Genomic DNA, 16,606 nt, shown 5'->3' with positions numbered 1-16,606 from the left:
CTCCGTGACGTCAGAGAGGAGGGTTAGACCTCCATAGCACACCGTTCCACGATCACCGCATTCAGCAAGAGAATATACCTCGTCTGACCGCTCGATTGGGCTGAAAGCATTTTCAATAATTGCGCGATCGGGCGATTATGGTGTTGCCGATGAACATGAAGGCCAGTCCTCCCGGTCTTTCGTCGGCGGTTCCCCTCTGGAGGTTTTTTGAACTCTCCAAATTTGGGCCATCGGTTGATGGCCCATTTTTTTGGCCACGGCTTGAATGTTACTCCGCTGCAACCGCTGCAACAGCGATCCGCGCCAGTTCCAGCGCCGCTTCGCGGGTTGCTGCAGCGGCGATGAAACGCCCTTTGTGGCAGAAGCTTGCGCCCGCCACACCGGAGGCGCGTTCCAGATCGGCGCCGCTCAGGCCCGCCCATTCCAGCGGCAGATCGGCCCGCAGTTCAAATCCTTCATCGCCTCGGCGAATGCCCGTAACGCACCAGTCATTGTCGCGCGGATGGACGACGAACAGCAGATGCTCGGCCTTCGCCTTCACGATCGCCGGGCGGAACGGCATGCCCATCGGCAGTTCCAGCACCTTGTTGTCACCTGCCGCAACGATCGCATCGAGAACCATGGCCTCGGCCCGCAGCTTGGCATCCTGCACGGCGACGCCAGCCTCGACGAAGCGGCGGGCGATCGCCAACGCCGAATGGAACGCCTGATCGGTGGCATCGGCACCCTTCGCGTCGAACGGCGGCTTCAGCGTTTCCAGCAGTGCCGGAAGCGTCAGCCCGGCCAACTCTCCGGCAAAGGACGGGTCGAGCGCGCCGTTATCGACCAGATCGACAGGCAGCACGAACTTCTTGTCGAAGGCCGCATGCACCCGCGCGACATGCGCCTCCGGCACACCGGCCGCCGCCAGATAATCGGCGCCGTAGTGCTTCCAGATCAGTCCGAAGGAGCTGTAGGGCCGACCGTCTTCACGCACCGGCGCGCCGCGCTGGTGATGGTCGAAGATGGCGTTTTCGGGTTCGTAGCGTCCACCGACGTCATAGATGATGCGGCCCGCAGCCGGCGCTATCCATTCGGCATCCCGCGTCCGGATCAGCTTGGCAGCGGGAAATAGCTGCGTCAGCACCACGCTCGACAGCAGCTCATCGGCATGGAAGCCACCGGAATGGGTCACCAGAAATTCAATTTTCACTTCAAGGTCTTTCTAGACGGGGAGATTGCGATCGAGCGAATAGCCGCGATCGATGAATATCTCAAGACGCAAGCCCCGATGCTTCGCGGACTATGGCTTTGTGGGCCGCGCTTTCCTACATATTCATCAGCAGCAGGGAGCGGAAACGTGGTCGACAAGATTTCCAGAGTTTCCGCGACGGCAGCGACCGCGGCAACACAGATCCAGCACAGTACCTCCGTCGCGGAGCCCGATGTCGCCTGGGCCGCCGATCGCCAGGCGGCAATCGACGAGGCGCTGCATCGCCGCCATGGGTCCGGCGGCCACCGGCCCTCGCCCGCCGAAGAGACGGAAGAGGATGGCGGCAACGCCAGCCGCCACCTGGATCTTCACGCGACAGAGCAAAGCGCCACAGGTGATGAGTCCGATGAGGAACGTCTTTCCGGCGAGAGCGAGCGCATCGGCACCGGCAATCTAGATGAGGATGTGCCCTTCGGCGATCACGCGGGCTATATCTAGGACAGCGCTGGTCAGGCCAGCGATTTGCGCCTGAGATAATTGCCCTGGCCCATTTCGCCTGTCGTTGCAGCACCATCGACGATGGTCTTTCCGCCCAGCAGAACGCGCACCGGCCAGCCGGTGACATCAAGCCCCTCATAGGGCGTGTAGTCGGCGCCGTGATGCAGGATGTCGTTGGTGATCGTCATCGTCTTCTGCGGATCCCAGAGCGCGATATCGGCGTCCGAGCCGATGGCGATCGTCCCCTTTTGCGGATACAGCCCATATTGCTTGGCATGATTGGTCGATGACAGCGCGACGAAGCGGTTGATGTCGATCCTGTTCTTGCTGACACCTTCGGAAAACAGGATCGGGAGCCGCGTCTCGACGCCGGGGATCCCGTTGGGGATCCAGCGAAAATTCCGCTTTCCCCTCTCGTTCAGCTTGCCGCTATCGTCATCATAGCGGAACGGGCAATGGTCGGAGGAGAACAGCTCGAACGTGCCGTTCTGGAGCCCTTCCCAGCAGGCGATCTGGCTCTCCTTGTCCCTTGGCGGCGGCGAGCAGACGAATTTTGCGCCCTCAAGTTCGGCGGCATCGAGATCGTCGGCTGTCAGCAGCAGGTATTGCGGGCAGGTTTCGCCCGCCACCTTGCTGCCGCGCTTGCGGGCGCGCTCGATCTCTTCCATCGCCTGACGGTTCGAAACGTGGACGATGACGACGGGCGTATCGGTGATTTCGGCAAGCGATAGCGCCCGATGCGTCGCTTCCCGCTCGGCCGCGACCGGCCTGCTCAGTGCGTGGAATTTCGGCGCGAGCTCGCCGTTCTCCTCGTGCCTGCCGATCAGATAGCGGATCGCGTCTTCATTCTCGCAGTGAACCATGACGATCGCGCCAGAACGCCGGGCACTGTCCAGCGTATCGAGAATCTGGTCGTCGCGAAGACGCAGGTTCTCGTAGGTCATGAAGACCTTGATCGACGTGTAACCGTCCTCGACCAGCGCCGGCAGCTCCTGGCCGAGCACGTAGGAAGTCGGGTCGGTGACCACCAGATGGAAGGACACGTCGACATAGCACTCACCGTCGGCCTTCGCATGGTAGTCCTTCAGGGATTCGCGCAGCGTCGTTCCCTTCTCCTGCATGCAGAAGGTCAGCACGGTCGTGTTGCCGCCAAAGGCTGCAGACAGCGTGCCGCTGGCGAAATCGTCGGCCATGACGATACCGTCGCCGGACGGCTGGGCGAGATGGACATGGCTGTCGATACCGCCGGGCATGACATAGAGGCCGGTGGCATCGATGATCTCGCCGGCATCACCAAGATCGTCAGCCAGCGCCGCAATCTTTCCGTTGCGGATACCGACATCGCTTCGAAACGTGTCGCTGGCCGTGACGACCGTGCCGTTCTTGATGATCGTGTCGAACTGCATCTAGGCGGCACCCCTATTTTGAAGTGCACCGTTGCTGCCGAGTATCTCGTCGAGCGCAGCGGTCAGACGATCGACTTCCTCGATCGTGTTGTAATGGACCATCGAGACCCGGACGGCGCCGTTATATTGCGGCAGGCCGACATGATCGCCCAGCCGGCGTGCATGGAAATCGCCGAAGCGGATGGCAATCTTGTAGGCATCCATCGCCTTGCAGATATCCTCGGAATTCTGCCCTTCGAAGACGAAGCTGATCGTCGGAATGCGGCGGCCGTTGCAGTTCGCGGTCTCGCCGATGATGCGGCAATCGTTGCGGCTGCGCAGATAGGAAAGCAGGCGCTCGGTCAGGGCATTTTCCTGGACGGTGATCGCCTCGAAGGCCGCAAGGATCAGCTCGCGCGGCGAACCTGATCCGCCCGACCTGGTGCCGAGTTCGCAGAGGTAATCGACGATCCCGGTCACCGAATAGGCAAGTTCATAGTTCGGATTGCCGGGCTCGAGCTTTCCCGGAACCTTATCGCGGCCATAGAAGAAATGGTAAAGCGGATCGAGCTCCAGAAGGTGATCGTATTTCCCGTACATCATCGCGTAGTGCGGACCGTAAGTCTTGTAGAAGCTGAAGACGTAGTAATCGACATCCATGGCCTGAACATCGACGGCACGGTGCGGCGCATAGGCGACGGCATCGACACAGATGCGCGCGCCATGCGCATGCGCAACGGCTGCGATCTCGGTGATCGGATTGATGGCACCCAGAATATTCGACACATGCGTGACGCAGACGAGCTTGGTCTTCTCCGTCAGAAGCGGCTTCAGCTCGGCGATATCGAGTTCATAGGTCGTCTTGTCCAGCGGCCAGAACTTGATGACGATGCCCATGTCGCGCAGACCATCCCAGGGTCCGATATTCGATTCGTGATCCGAAATCGTCACGATGATTTCATCGCCCGCCGAAAGCTGGCTGCGCATGGCACGGGCGAGGTTCTGCAGCAGCACGGTCGTCGAGCTGCCGAAGATGATCTCTTCCGGCCGCGCGGCATTGACGAGATGCGTCGCCGCAATGCGGCTGTCCATCAGCGCCTTGGCCGCCTGTTGCGAGACATCATAGCTGCCGCCGATCTGCACGTTCTTATCATAAAGGAACGTGGTGATCCGATCGACCGCGCGCGTCAGGATCTGCGAGCCGCCGGCATTGTCGAAAAACACCCAGCCGTGATCCAGTCCCGGGAATTGGCTCCGGACGAAATCGATGTCGAGTTGGCGTTGCGTTTCCATGGGGTCCTCCGGAACCTTGTCTTTCTTGTCAGTGATTGAGAACGGCGCGCAGGAAGCTCCTGGTGCGCTCCTCCTGCGGGTTGTCGAAAATCTCGGCCGGCGTTCCGGCTTCGACGATGCGGCCGCTGTCCATGAAGATGACGCGGTCGGCGACCTGGCGGGCAAAACCCATCTCATGGGTGACGACGATCATCGTCACGCCGGTGCCGGCGAGCTTGCGCATGACATCGAGCACCTCGCCGACCATCTCAGGATCGAGCGCCGATGTCGGCTCGTCGAAGAGCAGCACGCGCGGTTCCATAGCCAGTGCCCGGGCGATCGCCACGCGCTGCTGCTGGCCGCCGGACAGCTGCTCGGGATATTTTTCGGCCTGTTCGGTGATGCCGACGCGGGCCAGCAATTCCTTCGCCTTGCGGGCAGCCTCATTCTGCGGCGTGCCGCGCACCCGCATCGGCGCGATCATGATGTTCTTCAGCACGCTCAGATGCGGAAACAGATTGAACGACTGGAAGACCATGCCGACTTCGGCCCGCACCTGCGCCAGGTTCCTGCCGCGCTCGACCTTGATGCCATCCACTTCGATACGGCTTTCGTTGGCGAAGCTCTCAAGGTGATTGATGCACCGGATCAGCGTGGATTTGCCGGAACCGGACGGGCCGATGACGCAAACCACTTCCCCTTCGGCGATCGCCAGATCGATGCCGTGCAGCACCTGGAAGTCGCCATAGGACTTGTTGAGATTCTGGATGCTGACGATGGTTTTCATCTGCGCCTCCCCGCACTGAAGCGTTTTTCGAGACGGGCAACGATGACGACCATCGGCCACAGAAAGGCAACGTAGATGATGGCAGCACCGATGAGCGGCGACGGGTTGGCGGTCAGCGCCTGAGCCTGGGTTGCCTGCTTGAGAAGATCGGGCATCGCCACGACGGACGCGAGCGCCGTATCCTTCATGACGTTGATGCAATTGTTGGTGAGCGGCGGAATGACGATCTTGATCGCCTGCGGCAGGATGATCTCCGCCATCATGTGCCGGTAGGAGAGACCAAGCGCTTCCGAAGCCTCGAACTGCCCGCGCGGAATGGCCTCGATCCCGGCACGAAAGATCTCGGCCGTATAGGCTGTCGAGACCAGCGTCAGCGCGCTGACCGCGGAAAGGAACGGCGAAAGCCGGATGCCGACGAACGGCAGGGCATAGTAGATGACGATCAACAGAACGAGCAGCGGGATCGAGCGGAAGATGTCGATATAGATCTTGGCAATCGCCTGCACCACCGGATGGCCGTAGAGCCGCAGCAGCGCAAGAACGAGGCCGCCGATCAGGCCGCCCACGATGCTGACGACGCCGAGTTGAAGCGTGATCCAGAGGCCTGACAGCAGAAGCGGAAAAGAGCGCTCCAGCACCGCCAGATTGAAGAAGGTCGTGAATATATCCATGAGGCACCGGTCAGTCGTTACGGGGCGGATGACGGGCGAACCCGCCATCCGTAACCTGGACCATCCGGTCTTATTTTGCGGCAGGCATGTCGGCGACCTTCACGGTCGAGGTCGTGTCCTCGGCCTTGGCGCCGAACCATGTCTCATGCAGCTTGGCGATGAAGCCTTCGCCCTTCAGCGTGGTGATCACGTCGTTGACCTGCTTGGCAAGCGGATCGCCCTTGTTGAACATGATCGAGTATTTTTCGCCGGTCGGGATGCGCTCCACGACTTTGATCTCCGGCTTGTCCTTGACGTAATACTGCAGCGCCGGGATGTCGCTGATATAGCCGTCGATGCGGCCGGCCGCCAGATCGAGCATCGCAGGCTGCAGGCCTTCGAAGCGGCGAATCTCGCCGAGACCGTATTTGGCCGTGTTGTTGGTGGCCCACATGTCGCCGGTCGAGCCGGTATCGACGCCGACGATCTTGCCGCTCATGCCCTTCAGATCCTTGATGCCGCTTGCGGCCATCACGGTCAGCGACTGGTCGCTATCATAATAGGGCTGGGCGAAGCTCACGGATTCCAGGCGCTTTTCAGTGATGGTGATCGACGAGACGGCCATGTTGATACGGCCGGACTGCACGGCCGAAAACAGCCCGTTGAACGGGATATTGACGAATTCGACTGACTTGTTGAGGCGCTTTGCGACCTCGGTGACGAGATCGACCTCGAAACCGACGGTCTTGCCGGTCTCGTCCTGGAACTCCCACGGGACGTTGCCGATATTGACGCCGACGGCGAGATCGGCTGCATGGGCCGCCATTCCGGCGAATGCCAGAACGCCGGAGAGCAAGGCTGTCTTCAGAATTGAAAAACGACGCATTTAGGTTCCCCTTGTTTTATGGTGCGCATTTTTGCTATTGGTCTAACCGGTCTGACCAGTCAGGCCAAATCAAGCATGGTCTCTTGTCATTTGCAAGCGACTGATGGATTTAAATGTTACGGGCAATGTAAGCGCCGAACCGGCGCGCCAAGAGAATGGAAAGAATGCTGAACAGGACCTTGGTACCGCAATCCGCAGCGCGCCTGATACAGGACATGATTCAGAGCGGCGAGCTTGCCGCCGGCCAGAAGATTCCGTCTCAACGCGACTTTTCGACGAAACTCGGCATCAGCCGCGCCTCCTTGCGGGAAGCATTGCTGACCCTGGAGACGCTGGGCCTCATCAAGACCGAGGCAGGGCGCGGCACTTTTGTCGCCGAGCGCGGCAGCGCCGCAAATACCGGCATGGCGCCATGGCGCTACTCCGACAGCTACTCGGTGTTCGACGTCTTCCAGACGCGCATCATGCTCGAAGGCAACATTGCCGGTCTGGCCGCCGGGCGGCTGACGGGGAACCAGCTGCAGGCAATGGAAGCAGCAACCAAGCAGATGGAGGATTGCTGGGCGAAGCAGGATCTTCTCGCCAATGTCGAGGCCGATCTCGAATTCCACGGCATCATCGCATCCGCCTGCAGCAACACGATGATGCGCGCGCTCTATCAGGTCGTGCGCGAACAGCTGACCGAGACCCAGCGCCAGCCGATCCCGATCACCGAACCGGCCCGCATGAAAGCTTCGATTTCAGAACATCGCCGCATCATCGCCGCCCTTCGCGACAACGATGCAGCCCGCGCCCGGCAGGAAATGGAAAACCACGTGCTGAACACCGCGCGCTGCGCCGGGCTTAATCCCTGACGTCATCCGCGACGCGATCGGATCGCGTCTTAGCGATTGAATTCGCTGCCCATACCGGCCTACGTTGCGCGCATCGAAGCGCAACCGGTGAGCAAAAGATGACAGAGACGGCCGATATCATCATCAGCAACGGACGGGTTCTGACTTTGGACCCGGACGCTCCGCGGGCCGAGGCCGTGGCGCTCTCAGGCGGCAAGGTCATCGCCGCCGGATCGAATGCCGGCATCGAGCGCCTGCGCGGCCCGCACACCCGCGTGATCGACGCGCAGAACGGCTCCGTGCTGCCCGGATTTTCCGAAAATCACATGCATCTCTTTTCGGGTGCTGCGGAACTGGACCATCTGCAGCTGACCGGCGTGAAGGGCCTTGCTGCCCTGACCGAGGCGGTTCGCACCTATGCTGCCAGCCGCAAGGCGCAGAAAGTGCTGTTCGGGCAAGGCACCGACTATGAGATCCTCGGCCATGGTGAGGGGCTGACGCGCCGGCATCTCGATGAGATCCTGCCCGATCAGCCACTCGTCGTCTTCGCCCCGGATCATCACACCGCATGGGCCAACACCAGCGCGCTCGAGCTTGTCGGTATTCTGCACGGTGCAAACCTCGGCCCCGGCAACGAGGTGGTGATGGGCGCAGACGGGCTGGCGACCGGCGAGCTCAGGGAAATGGAAGCCTTTAGCCCGTTGCAGGCTGCCGGGGGCTTCGATCGCTATCGTCTCGGCCTTTCGACCGGCGGCGAACCCGATCCCTATCCCGATGCAGCGCAGTGGGCGCAGGACATCGCCGTCATGCGGCGCGGCCTCGCCTATTGCGCCAGCCATGGCATCACCACCGTCCAGAACATGGACGGGAATCTCTACCAGCTGCAACTGCTTCAAGCCATCGAACAGGAAGATGGCCACCTGCCCTGCCGCGTGCAGATCCCCTTCCATTTCAAGAACTTCATGCAGCTCGAGATGCTGGAAAAGGCCTCCAGCCTTGCCGCCAGGTTCAACAGCGACTGGCTGTCGTCGGGTATCGTCAAGCTCTTCTATGACGGCGTGATAGAGAGCGGCACGGCTGTCATGGTCGAGCCCTATGCCGACAAACCGGGCGATCGCGGCGAAGGCCTGTTCACGCCCGAGAGCTTTCGCGCTGTCGCCGTCGAGGCAGACCGGCGCGGGCTGCAGATCGCGGTGCATGCAATCGGCGATGGCGCCGTGCGCGCCGTGCTCGACGGATACGAGGCGGCGCGACGGGAGAACGGAGCCCGCAACAGTCGCCACCGCATTGAACATATCGAGGTGGTCCACCCCGACGATATCGCCCGCTTTGCCGAACTCGGCGTCATCGCGTCGATGCAGCCCCCGCATCCGCCGGGTTGCGCCGGTCTGCCGCTGGAGCCGACGATCTCGCGCATCGGCCGCGATCGCTGGCCAGTCAGCTATGCTTGGCGCACGCTGAAGAATGCCGGCGCACACATCTGCTTCGCGTCGGACTGGCCGGTCTCGCCGATCGATCCGCTCGTCGGCCTGAAGGCGGCGGTGACCCGCAAACGCTGGAGCGAAGGCGATCCCGACCAGTCTTTCTCGCTGATCGAGGCGCTTTCGGCCTATTGCGTCGAGGGGGCGTTCGCCGAGTTCAAGGAAGACAGGAAAGGCATGCTGAAGAGCGGCTATGTCGCCGACGTCGTCATCCTCGACCGCGATATCGAAACCGTCGATCCCGAGCATCTGGACAGCGTCAGACCCGTCACGACGATCTGCGGCGGACACATAAGTTTTTCCGTATGATAAATATTTTCCACTTCGGAAAGAGAAAGCGGTTGTCAACGCGCGGGCCGTGTGATCACCTTAACAAAAGCCTAAAAAGGCGGGGAACAGCAGCTTTGCAACGGTGAGTGTGCCGCATATGGCGGAATTGAACGCGATTGAAATTCGCAGTGTTTCCAAGGTATTCGGGTTTGGCGAGTTCGCCTTTTCCGCAGTCGACAACGCATCGGTTTCCATCCGGCAGAACGAATTCTTCACGCTTCTCGGTCCCTCGGGATGCGGAAAGACGACGCTGCTGCGGCTGATCGCCGGCTTCGAATTTCCAACCTCCGGCGAGATCATGCTGAACGGCGAAGACATCGCCGCGATGCCGCCCTTCAAGCGGCCGATCAATACTGTGTTCCAGAGCTATGCTCTCTTTCCGCACATGACTGTCGCCGAGAATATCGGCTTTGGCCTGACCATGCTCGGCAGACCCAAGCAGGAGATCAAGGATCGAGTCTCGACCATGCTGAAGCTGGTGCGCATGGAAGCCCTGGCCGGCCGGCGGACGAGCCAGATATCCGGCGGCCAGCAGCAGCGTGTGGCGCTGGCGCGTGCATTGGCCCCACAGCCGAAGGTGCTCCTGCTCGACGAGCCCCTTTCCGCACTTGATTACAAGCTGCGCAAGGACATGCAGATCGAGCTCAAGCGGCTGCAATCGGAAACCGGCATCACCTTCATCTTCGTCACCCATGACCAAGAAGAAGCTCTGACCATGTCTGACCGCATCGCCGTGATGTCAGCGGGCAAGATCTTGCAGGTCGGTGGCCCGCGCGAGATCTACGACGCGCCTGCCGATCGTTTCGTCGCCGACTTTATCGGCGAGACCAACTTCCTGAAGGGGCGGATCCGCTCGGTCACCGCTGGAATAGCCGAGGTCGAGACACCCACGGCCGGGCGCATCTCGGCAACGATACCGAAGGATTTTAACGCCGACGGCGATGTGACGCTGGTGCTCAGACCCGAGCATGCCGTGCTCTGCGCGCCTGCGGAACGCCCGGACTGCCAGATGACGGGCACGCTGGAGAACGTCGTCTATTTCGGAACCGACACGCATTACCACGTGCGGCTCTCGGACCACGAGACCGTCTTCACCCTGCGCGAACAGAACAAACCCTTGCAGAGCGCCAGGTTTGCCGAGGGTGACAGGGTGGGCATTGCGATCGAGCCCAACGCAGCCAGGATCTTGAGGAACTGATATGGCAGACGCGGTTGGAACGATCGAAGCGGAAAAGAGCCGGGACATCCGGAAACGCTGGCTTCTCTCGCTCCCAGCCCTGCTGATCATCCTGATCGCCGCCACCGGCCCGCTTCTCATCGTCGTCGTCTATTCCTTCCTGACACCCGGCCCTTACGGCGATGTCGTCTGGACGCCCTCCATCGATGGCTGGATCAATGTGGCGCTGCAGAAGGATATCTTCGACGACACGCTGTCGCTTGCCGATGCGCATATCTCGATCTTCCTGCGCTCCACCGTGCTGTCGCTCGTCACCACGGTCCTGACGCTGCTCGTCGGCTTTCCGACGGCCTATTTCATTGCCACACGGCCGCAGTCGACACGTGAACTCTGGCTGCTGCTGATCACCATTCCCTTCTGGACCAATCTTCTGATCCGCACCTTCGCCATCCTCGAAATCATTCGAAACGACGGCCTGATCAACGGCCTGCTGCTGAAATTCGACCTGATCGCCAAGCCGATCCAGATGCTGTTCACGGATGGCGCCATCCTGACCGGCATGGTCTATGTCTACCTGCCGCTGATGGTTTTGCCGCTCTATGCCAGCATGGAAAAGCTGGACTTCCGCCTGGTCGAAGCCGGCTACGATCTCTATGCGACGCCTTTCAAGGTTCTCCGCCGCATCATCATTCCTCTCGTCAAGCCCGGCATCATAGCCGGCTCGATCCTTGTCTTCATTCCGGCGCTCGGCGCCTATGTGACGCCGAGCATCCTCGGCGGCGGCAAGAACCTTATGCTCGGCAATCTCATCGAACTGCAATTCGGGCAGGGTCGGAACTGGCCGCTCGGCTCCGCCCTGTCGATCTCGCTGATGCTGATCGTCATGGTCGCCCTGCTGTTTTACGTCCGCAATGCAGGCTCGCAGGAGACCCGGCATGGCTAGCTTTTCCGTCCGCCGCCAGCGTGGCTTCACGACCATCGCGCTGCTTTGCTTCGCCGCTCTCTATCTGCCGATCGCGGTGCTGGTCTTCTATTCGTTCAACGCGGGTGAATCGCTTGCCTCCTTCGACGGCCTGTCGCTTCGCTGGTTTGCGAAAGCCTTCGAGAACCAGCAGGTCATCGATGCCTCGATACGCTCCCTGCAGATCGCCAGCGTTGCCGCAGTCGTCGCGACGATCGCCGCAACCATGGCGGCATTGGCAACGACCCGGACGGAACCCTATCGCGGCCTGACGATAAAATACGCATTCATCAACCAGCCGCTGATGATCCCTGAAATCGTCACCGCCGTCGCACTCCTTATTTTCTTTGCGCGCATCAAGATCTGGACCGGCTATTCCGGGCTTGGCTACTTGATCGCCGCCCACACCGCTTTCTGCATTCCCTTCGCCTATCTGCCGATCCGCGCCAGGCTGGAGAACATGGATCTGACGCTGGAGAAAGCCGCGGCGGATCTGTATGCGACGCCCTGGAACGCTTTTAGATATGTGACGCTGCCGCTGCTCTGGCCGGGTATCCTCGCCGGTTTCATGCTGGCTTTCGTCATTTCTCTCGACGACGTGGTGATCACCGAATTCGTCAAATCGGCCGGCCAGGATACGCTGCCGACCTACATGCTCGGACAGATCCGCCGTTCCATCACCCCTGAAATGAACGCGATTTCGACGCTGTTTCTCGGCCTGTCGATCTGCGTCGTCACCGTGTTCTTCATCGTCAATCGAAATCGTGCCTGAACAACAAGAGAGGGAACATAAGCATGAAACGGATGACTGCGACCATTGCCATGACGGCAGCGCTTCTTGCGTCCACCGGCCTTGCCCGGGCGGAAGGCGTGCTGAACATCTACAACTGGGGCAACTATACCAGCCCCGAGATGATCAAGAAGTTCGAGGACAAGTACAAGGTCAAGGTGACCATCACCGACTACGATTCCAACGACACGGCGCTGGCCAAGGTTCGCCAGGGCGGCTCCGGTTTCGACATGGTCGTGCCGTCGCAGAACTACATCCCGATCTGGATCTCCGAAGGCCTCCTGCTGGAAACCGACCCTGGCAAGATGGAAAACTTCAAGAACGTCGCCAAGGAATGGGCCAATCCCGATTTCGACCCCGGCCGCAAATACACCGTACCGTGGGCAATGGGCATCGTCGGCACGGTGGTCAACACCGATGTCTACAAGGGTGACATCAACACCTGGGGCATCATCTTCGATACGCCGGACGAGCTGAAGGGCAAGGTAAACGTCGTCCCGGAAATGACCGATGTCATCGACGCGGCCGTCCTCTACAACGGCGGCAAGAAATGCACCGGCGACCTGACGATCCTCAAGAAGGTGCGCGACACGCTGTTGAAGGCGAAGCCCAACTGGGTGGCGATGGAATACGGCACGATCGAGAAGATGGGCTCAGGCGACTTCGCCGCCTCCAGCGACTGGAACGGCTCCGCATTCCGCCAGCGCCTGAAGAACCCGGCCATCAAGTTCGGCTATCCGAAGGAAGGCTTTGTCAACTGGAGCGACAATCTCTCGGTGCTGAAAGACGCCAAGAATGTCGAGAACGCAAAGCTCTTCCAGAACTTCATGATGGATCCTGAAAACGCCGGCATGAACTCGGGCTTCCATCGCTATGCCAACGGCATCGCCGGTTCTGACAAATACATGCCTGCCGACATGAAGGGCGCGCCCGAAATCAACATTCCGGCCGAATTCGCCTCGGTCGGCGTGCCCTCGATGACCTGCCCACCGGAGGTTCAGGCGCTCTACACCAAGATCTGGACCGAACTCCAGAAGTAGGCCCTCCTATCTCATCGCGCCCCGCCCGAAACGGCGGGGCGCTTTTGACCTTCCCGTTGATGGACGCTTTTCATGAAGACCGTTTTTTCGCCCCGCCATCGCGGGCATGCTGAGCAATTGGAACTTGTCGCAGGCGCCATCGTGACCGGCTTCGAGCTGACATCGCGCGCCGAATATGTGGCGGCGCGCATCAAGACCATCGGACTAGGCGAGATCCTCGAGCCAACCGAACATGACCTCACGACAGCGGCCCGCATCCATCGCCAGGATTATCTGGATTTCCTGCCGACGATCTGGGACCGCTGGACCGCCGAAGGCCGCTCCGGCACGGCCTTGCCGTTCACCTGGCCGACCCGGGGGTTGCGCGGCGACGTCAGACCCGAATTCATCGACGGCCTGCTCGGCTATTATTCCTTCGATGCCGGCTGCGGCATCGTCGAGGGCTCCTGGGATGCGATCAAGTCTTCGCACGACACGGCGCTCACGGCCGCCGCGATGGTGCAAGGCGGCGCGCGCTCCGCCTTCGCGCTCTGCCGTCCGCCCGGCCATCACGCGGGCGCGGGCTTCATGGGCGGCTATTGCTACATCAACAACGCTGCTGTTGCGGCACAGTCACTGCGCGACGGCGGCGCAAAACGCGTGTCGATCCTCGATGTCGACTATCACCATGGCAACGGCACGCAGGAAATCTTCTATTCGCGCGCCGACGTGCAGGTCATCAATCTGCACGCCGACCCGATGCAGGAATATCCCTATTTTCTCGGTCATGCCGACGAGCGCGGCGCGGGCGATGGCGAGGGTTTCAATCTCAACTACCCCATGCGTTTCGGAACGGCCTGGGACCGCTGGAGCCAATCGCTCGGCGACGCCTGCGCCAGGCTGCTCGCCTACGCGCCGGACGTGGTGGTGGTCTCGCTCGGCGTCGATACGTTCGAGAAAGACCCGATCAGCAAATTCAAGCTGAAGACCGAAGACTTTCCGAAGATCGGCGAGAGAATCGCCGCACTCGGCCTGCCAACGCTGTTCGTCATGGAGGGCGGCTATGCGGTCGCTGAAATCGGCGTCAATGCCGTCAGCGTTCTCACGGGTTTCGAAGGCGCCTGATCATGATAACGGCAGGATCGACCGTCACGCTCGGCGTCGTCCAGTTCGCCTGCTCGGATGATGTTGCGGAGAATATCGCAACGGCCTCACGGCTGATCCGGGAGGCGGCCGCCGACGGCGCGAATATCGTGCTGGTTCAGGAGCTGTTCGAGGGCCTGTATTTCTGCCAGACGCAGGATCCGGTTCACTTCGCCCGCGCCCATCCTGTCGAAGAACACCCGGTTATCGAGCCTATGCGCGTGCTCGCCCGCGATCTCGGCATCGTCCTGCCCGTCTCCTTCTTTGAGCGGAAGAACCAGGCCTTCTACAACAGCATGGCGATGATCGACGATAGCGGCGGCATTCTCGGCGTCTATCGCAAGTCGCACATTCCGGACGGCCCCGGCTATAGCGAGAAATTCTACTTCCGCCCCGGCGATACCGGCTTCAAGGTCTGGCAGACGCGCTTCGGAACCATCGGCGTCGGCATCTGCTGGGACCAATGGTTTCCCGAGGCCGCCCGCGCCATGGCCTTGATGGGCGCCGAGCTCATCCTTTATCCGACGGCAATCGGCTCGGAACCCGCCAATCCCGCTCTCGACACGATGGAGCACTGGCGGATGGTCATGCGCGGGCACGCTGCCGCCAACATGGTTCCGGTCGCGGCAGCCAATCGCATCGGTTCGGAAACAATCGCCGGGCTATCTCAATCCTACTACGGCTCCTCCTTCATCTCGGGACCCGACGGCCAGCTCGTTGCCAGCGCGTCACGAGATGAGGAGCAGGTGCTGATCGCCAGCTTCGACCGCTCGGCCCTTGCCGCCAACCGCGCCGCCTGGGGTCTGTTCCGTGATCGGCGCCCGGACCTTTACGGAACACTCGCAACAGCCGACGGAACTCAACGCCCATGACGGAATTTTCCCGCGCCGATGTCTCGCTCTCCAACTGGCGAACCGCACCCTATAGCCGCTGGTCGTTCCAGAATGTCAGCGAGATCGTCCCTTCTGCCGTCATTTCCGCCGGAGGCGGCAGGGCACTACAGGATCGCAAGCCCCTCGGCTCGTTCGCAAAGCTCGACGTTGCCGCTTCCGACGGGACACGGATGCCGCTCGAAAACTTTCTGACGGCGAGCCAGACCGACGAGCTGCTGGTGATGCGCGACGGGCAGATTGTCGCCGAATGGTCGGCACCGCATTCCGATCCGGCACGCCCGCATATCATATTCTCCGTCTCCAAATCGCTCACCGGGCTGCTCGCCGGGATACTGGCCGGTAAGGGTTTCCTTACGCTCGACAGGCCGATCATCGACTACGTGCCCGAGACCGCAGGCTCCGCTTATGCGGATGCGACGGTGCAGCAGCTGTTCGATATGGAGATCAGCGTTGCCTTCATCGAGGACTATCTCGACACGTCGGGTGGCTTCGAGCGCTACAGGCGCGCCACCGGCTGGAATCCAGACAGGCCCGAGGACCCGGCTCCCGATCTCAAGAGCTTCATCTGCAGCATCGCGAAAGGCGGGCAGCAGCACGGCGAGCATCACGCCTACCGCTCGCCCAACACCGATCTCGCCGGCATTGTTCTGGAGCGGGCGGCCGGCGCGCGTTTCGCATCGTTGATGAGTGACCACATCTGGAAACCGCTGGGCGCCAGTGCCGACGCGATGGTGACGGTTGACCGCATCGGTACAGCACGCGCCGCCGGCGGCATTTCGGCGACGGCGCGCGATCTTGCCCTCGTCGGCGAGGTTATCAGGACGCACGGCGCCGGCCTTGTCGAACCGGAATTCGTGGCGGACCTCTGGTCGCGAAAGCGCCGCGCCGCCTGGGAGAGCGGCGATCAGCGGGAGCTGTTTCCGCAAGGGAGTTACCGGAACTACTGGTACGAGACCGGGCACGGGGAACTCGCAGCAATCGGCATCCACGGCCAGTGGATATGGATCCATCCGGAAACGAAAACCGTCGTCGTCAAGCTGTCATCGCAAACGCTACCCGTCGATCCGCCACTCGATCAGGTGATCATCGGCGCGCTGCGCAACATCTGCCGGGCGTCCGCGTAGCCAGGATCAGGAAAACCGGTGCTCCTTGGATTGAACCGGAGAGGCGAACTGCGTCTGTAATTCGGCCACGTCGAGATGGACGACGGTGTCGGCGCCAGACGGCGGAGATGCTGCTGAGCAGGATCGAGGGGCGCCAGGAAGCCCGGCATATCCTCGTCGAGCCGCATGTGGAGATGCGCGGAAGC

The 16,606-nt window shown here is 61.2% G+C and carries 16 protein-coding genes; 10 read left to right on the top strand and 6 right to left on the bottom strand.

Annotation, left to right across the window (positions count from 1 at the left end; translation table 11 throughout):
- Window positions 1-268: 268 nt before the first annotated feature.
- Window positions 269-1,192 carry an MYG1 family protein gene (locus AB4Z25_RS17010; RefSeq protein ID WP_442208629.1) on the bottom strand — a complete coding sequence of 308 codons (924 nt, stop codon included), beginning with the start codon at window positions 1,190-1,192 and terminating at the stop codon, window positions 269-271.
- A 147-nt stretch (window positions 1,193-1,339) separates the two neighbouring features.
- Between AB4Z25_RS17010 and AB4Z25_RS17005 the strand changes: the two genes are divergently transcribed.
- Window positions 1,340-1,690 (top strand): hypothetical protein, encoded by a 351-nt coding sequence (locus tag AB4Z25_RS17005; protein ID WP_112388558.1) that lies wholly within the window; start codon window positions 1,340-1,342, stop codon window positions 1,688-1,690.
- An 11-nt stretch (window positions 1,691-1,701) separates the two neighbouring features.
- Here the strand turns inward: AB4Z25_RS17005 and hydA are convergent, their stop codons facing one another.
- From hydA to AB4Z25_RS16980, 5 genes are all read right to left on the bottom strand, one after another.
- Window positions 1,702-3,096 carry a dihydropyrimidinase gene (gene hydA / locus AB4Z25_RS17000; RefSeq protein WP_442208628.1) on the bottom strand — a complete coding sequence of 465 codons (1,395 nt, stop codon included), beginning with the start codon at window positions 3,094-3,096 and terminating at the stop codon, window positions 1,702-1,704.
- Window positions 3,097-4,368, bottom strand: a complete 1,272-nt coding sequence (locus AB4Z25_RS16995; RefSeq protein ID WP_442208627.1) for a cysteine desulfurase-like protein — start codon at window positions 4,366-4,368, stop codon at window positions 3,097-3,099.
- A 28-nt stretch (window positions 4,369-4,396) separates the two neighbouring features.
- Window positions 4,397-5,134: an amino acid ABC transporter ATP-binding protein gene (locus tag AB4Z25_RS16990; protein WP_442208626.1), complete on the bottom strand. Its 738-nt coding sequence runs from the start codon at window positions 5,132-5,134 to the stop codon at window positions 4,397-4,399.
- Entirely contained in the window at window positions 5,131-5,805 is a 675-nt protein-coding gene (locus AB4Z25_RS16985) for an amino acid ABC transporter permease (RefSeq protein WP_442208625.1), read from the bottom strand. Before AB4Z25_RS16985 ends, AB4Z25_RS16990 begins: the two co-directional genes overlap by 4 nt.
- Window positions 5,806-5,875: 70 nt before the next feature.
- Entirely contained in the window at window positions 5,876-6,670 is a 795-nt protein-coding gene (locus tag AB4Z25_RS16980) for a transporter substrate-binding domain-containing protein (RefSeq protein WP_442208624.1), read from the bottom strand.
- A 164-nt stretch (window positions 6,671-6,834) separates the two neighbouring features.
- Here AB4Z25_RS16980 and AB4Z25_RS16975 point away from each other — a divergent pair, with 164 nt between their 5' ends.
- From AB4Z25_RS16975 to AB4Z25_RS16935, 9 genes are all read left to right on the top strand, one after another.
- Window positions 6,835-7,524: a FadR/GntR family transcriptional regulator gene (locus tag AB4Z25_RS16975; RefSeq protein WP_112388564.1), complete on the top strand. Its 690-nt coding sequence runs from the start codon at window positions 6,835-6,837 to the stop codon at window positions 7,522-7,524.
- A gap of 98 nt (window positions 7,525-7,622) precedes the next feature.
- Entirely contained in the window at window positions 7,623-9,293 is a 1,671-nt protein-coding gene (locus AB4Z25_RS16970; RefSeq protein WP_442208623.1) for an amidohydrolase, read from the top strand.
- Window positions 9,294-9,402: 109 nt separating this feature from the next.
- On the top strand, window positions 9,403-10,512 hold the full coding sequence (locus AB4Z25_RS16965; protein WP_442208781.1) for an ABC transporter ATP-binding protein: 1,110 nt from the start codon (window positions 9,403-9,405) through the stop codon (window positions 10,510-10,512).
- A 1-nt stretch (window position 10,513) separates the two neighbouring features.
- Complete coding sequence (locus AB4Z25_RS16960; protein WP_112514628.1) at window positions 10,514-11,434, top strand: ABC transporter permease; 921 nt, start codon at window positions 10,514-10,516, stop codon at window positions 11,432-11,434.
- Window positions 11,427-12,224 carry an ABC transporter permease gene (locus tag AB4Z25_RS16955; protein WP_442208622.1) on the top strand — a complete coding sequence of 266 codons (798 nt, stop codon included), beginning with the start codon at window positions 11,427-11,429 and terminating at the stop codon, window positions 12,222-12,224. Before AB4Z25_RS16960 ends, AB4Z25_RS16955 begins: the two co-directional genes overlap by 8 nt.
- A gap of 23 nt (window positions 12,225-12,247) precedes the next feature.
- On the top strand, window positions 12,248-13,282 hold the full coding sequence (locus AB4Z25_RS16950) for an ABC transporter substrate-binding protein (RefSeq protein WP_112388569.1): 1,035 nt from the start codon (window positions 12,248-12,250) through the stop codon (window positions 13,280-13,282).
- Window positions 13,283-13,354: 72 nt separating this feature from the next.
- Window positions 13,355-14,386 (top strand): histone deacetylase family protein, encoded by a 1,032-nt coding sequence (locus AB4Z25_RS16945; RefSeq protein ID WP_442208621.1) that lies wholly within the window; start codon window positions 13,355-13,357, stop codon window positions 14,384-14,386.
- 2 nt (window positions 14,387-14,388) lie between these two features.
- Entirely contained in the window at window positions 14,389-15,276 is an 888-nt protein-coding gene (aguB, locus tag AB4Z25_RS16940) for an N-carbamoylputrescine amidase (protein WP_442208620.1), read from the top strand.
- Window positions 15,273-16,421 carry a serine hydrolase domain-containing protein gene (locus AB4Z25_RS16935; RefSeq protein ID WP_442208619.1) on the top strand — a complete coding sequence of 383 codons (1,149 nt, stop codon included), beginning with the start codon at window positions 15,273-15,275 and terminating at the stop codon, window positions 16,419-16,421. Before aguB ends, AB4Z25_RS16935 begins: the two co-directional genes overlap by 4 nt.
- The last annotated feature ends 185 nt before the right edge of the window (window positions 16,422-16,606 follow it).

The sequence above is a fragment of the Rhizobium sp. RAF36 genome, from assembly GCF_052114105.1.
Classification (GTDB): Bacteria; Pseudomonadota; Alphaproteobacteria; order Rhizobiales; family Rhizobiaceae; genus Rhizobium.
The sequence above is the reverse complement of the archived record's forward strand: the minus strand, read 5'-3'. Positions and strand labels throughout refer to the sequence as shown.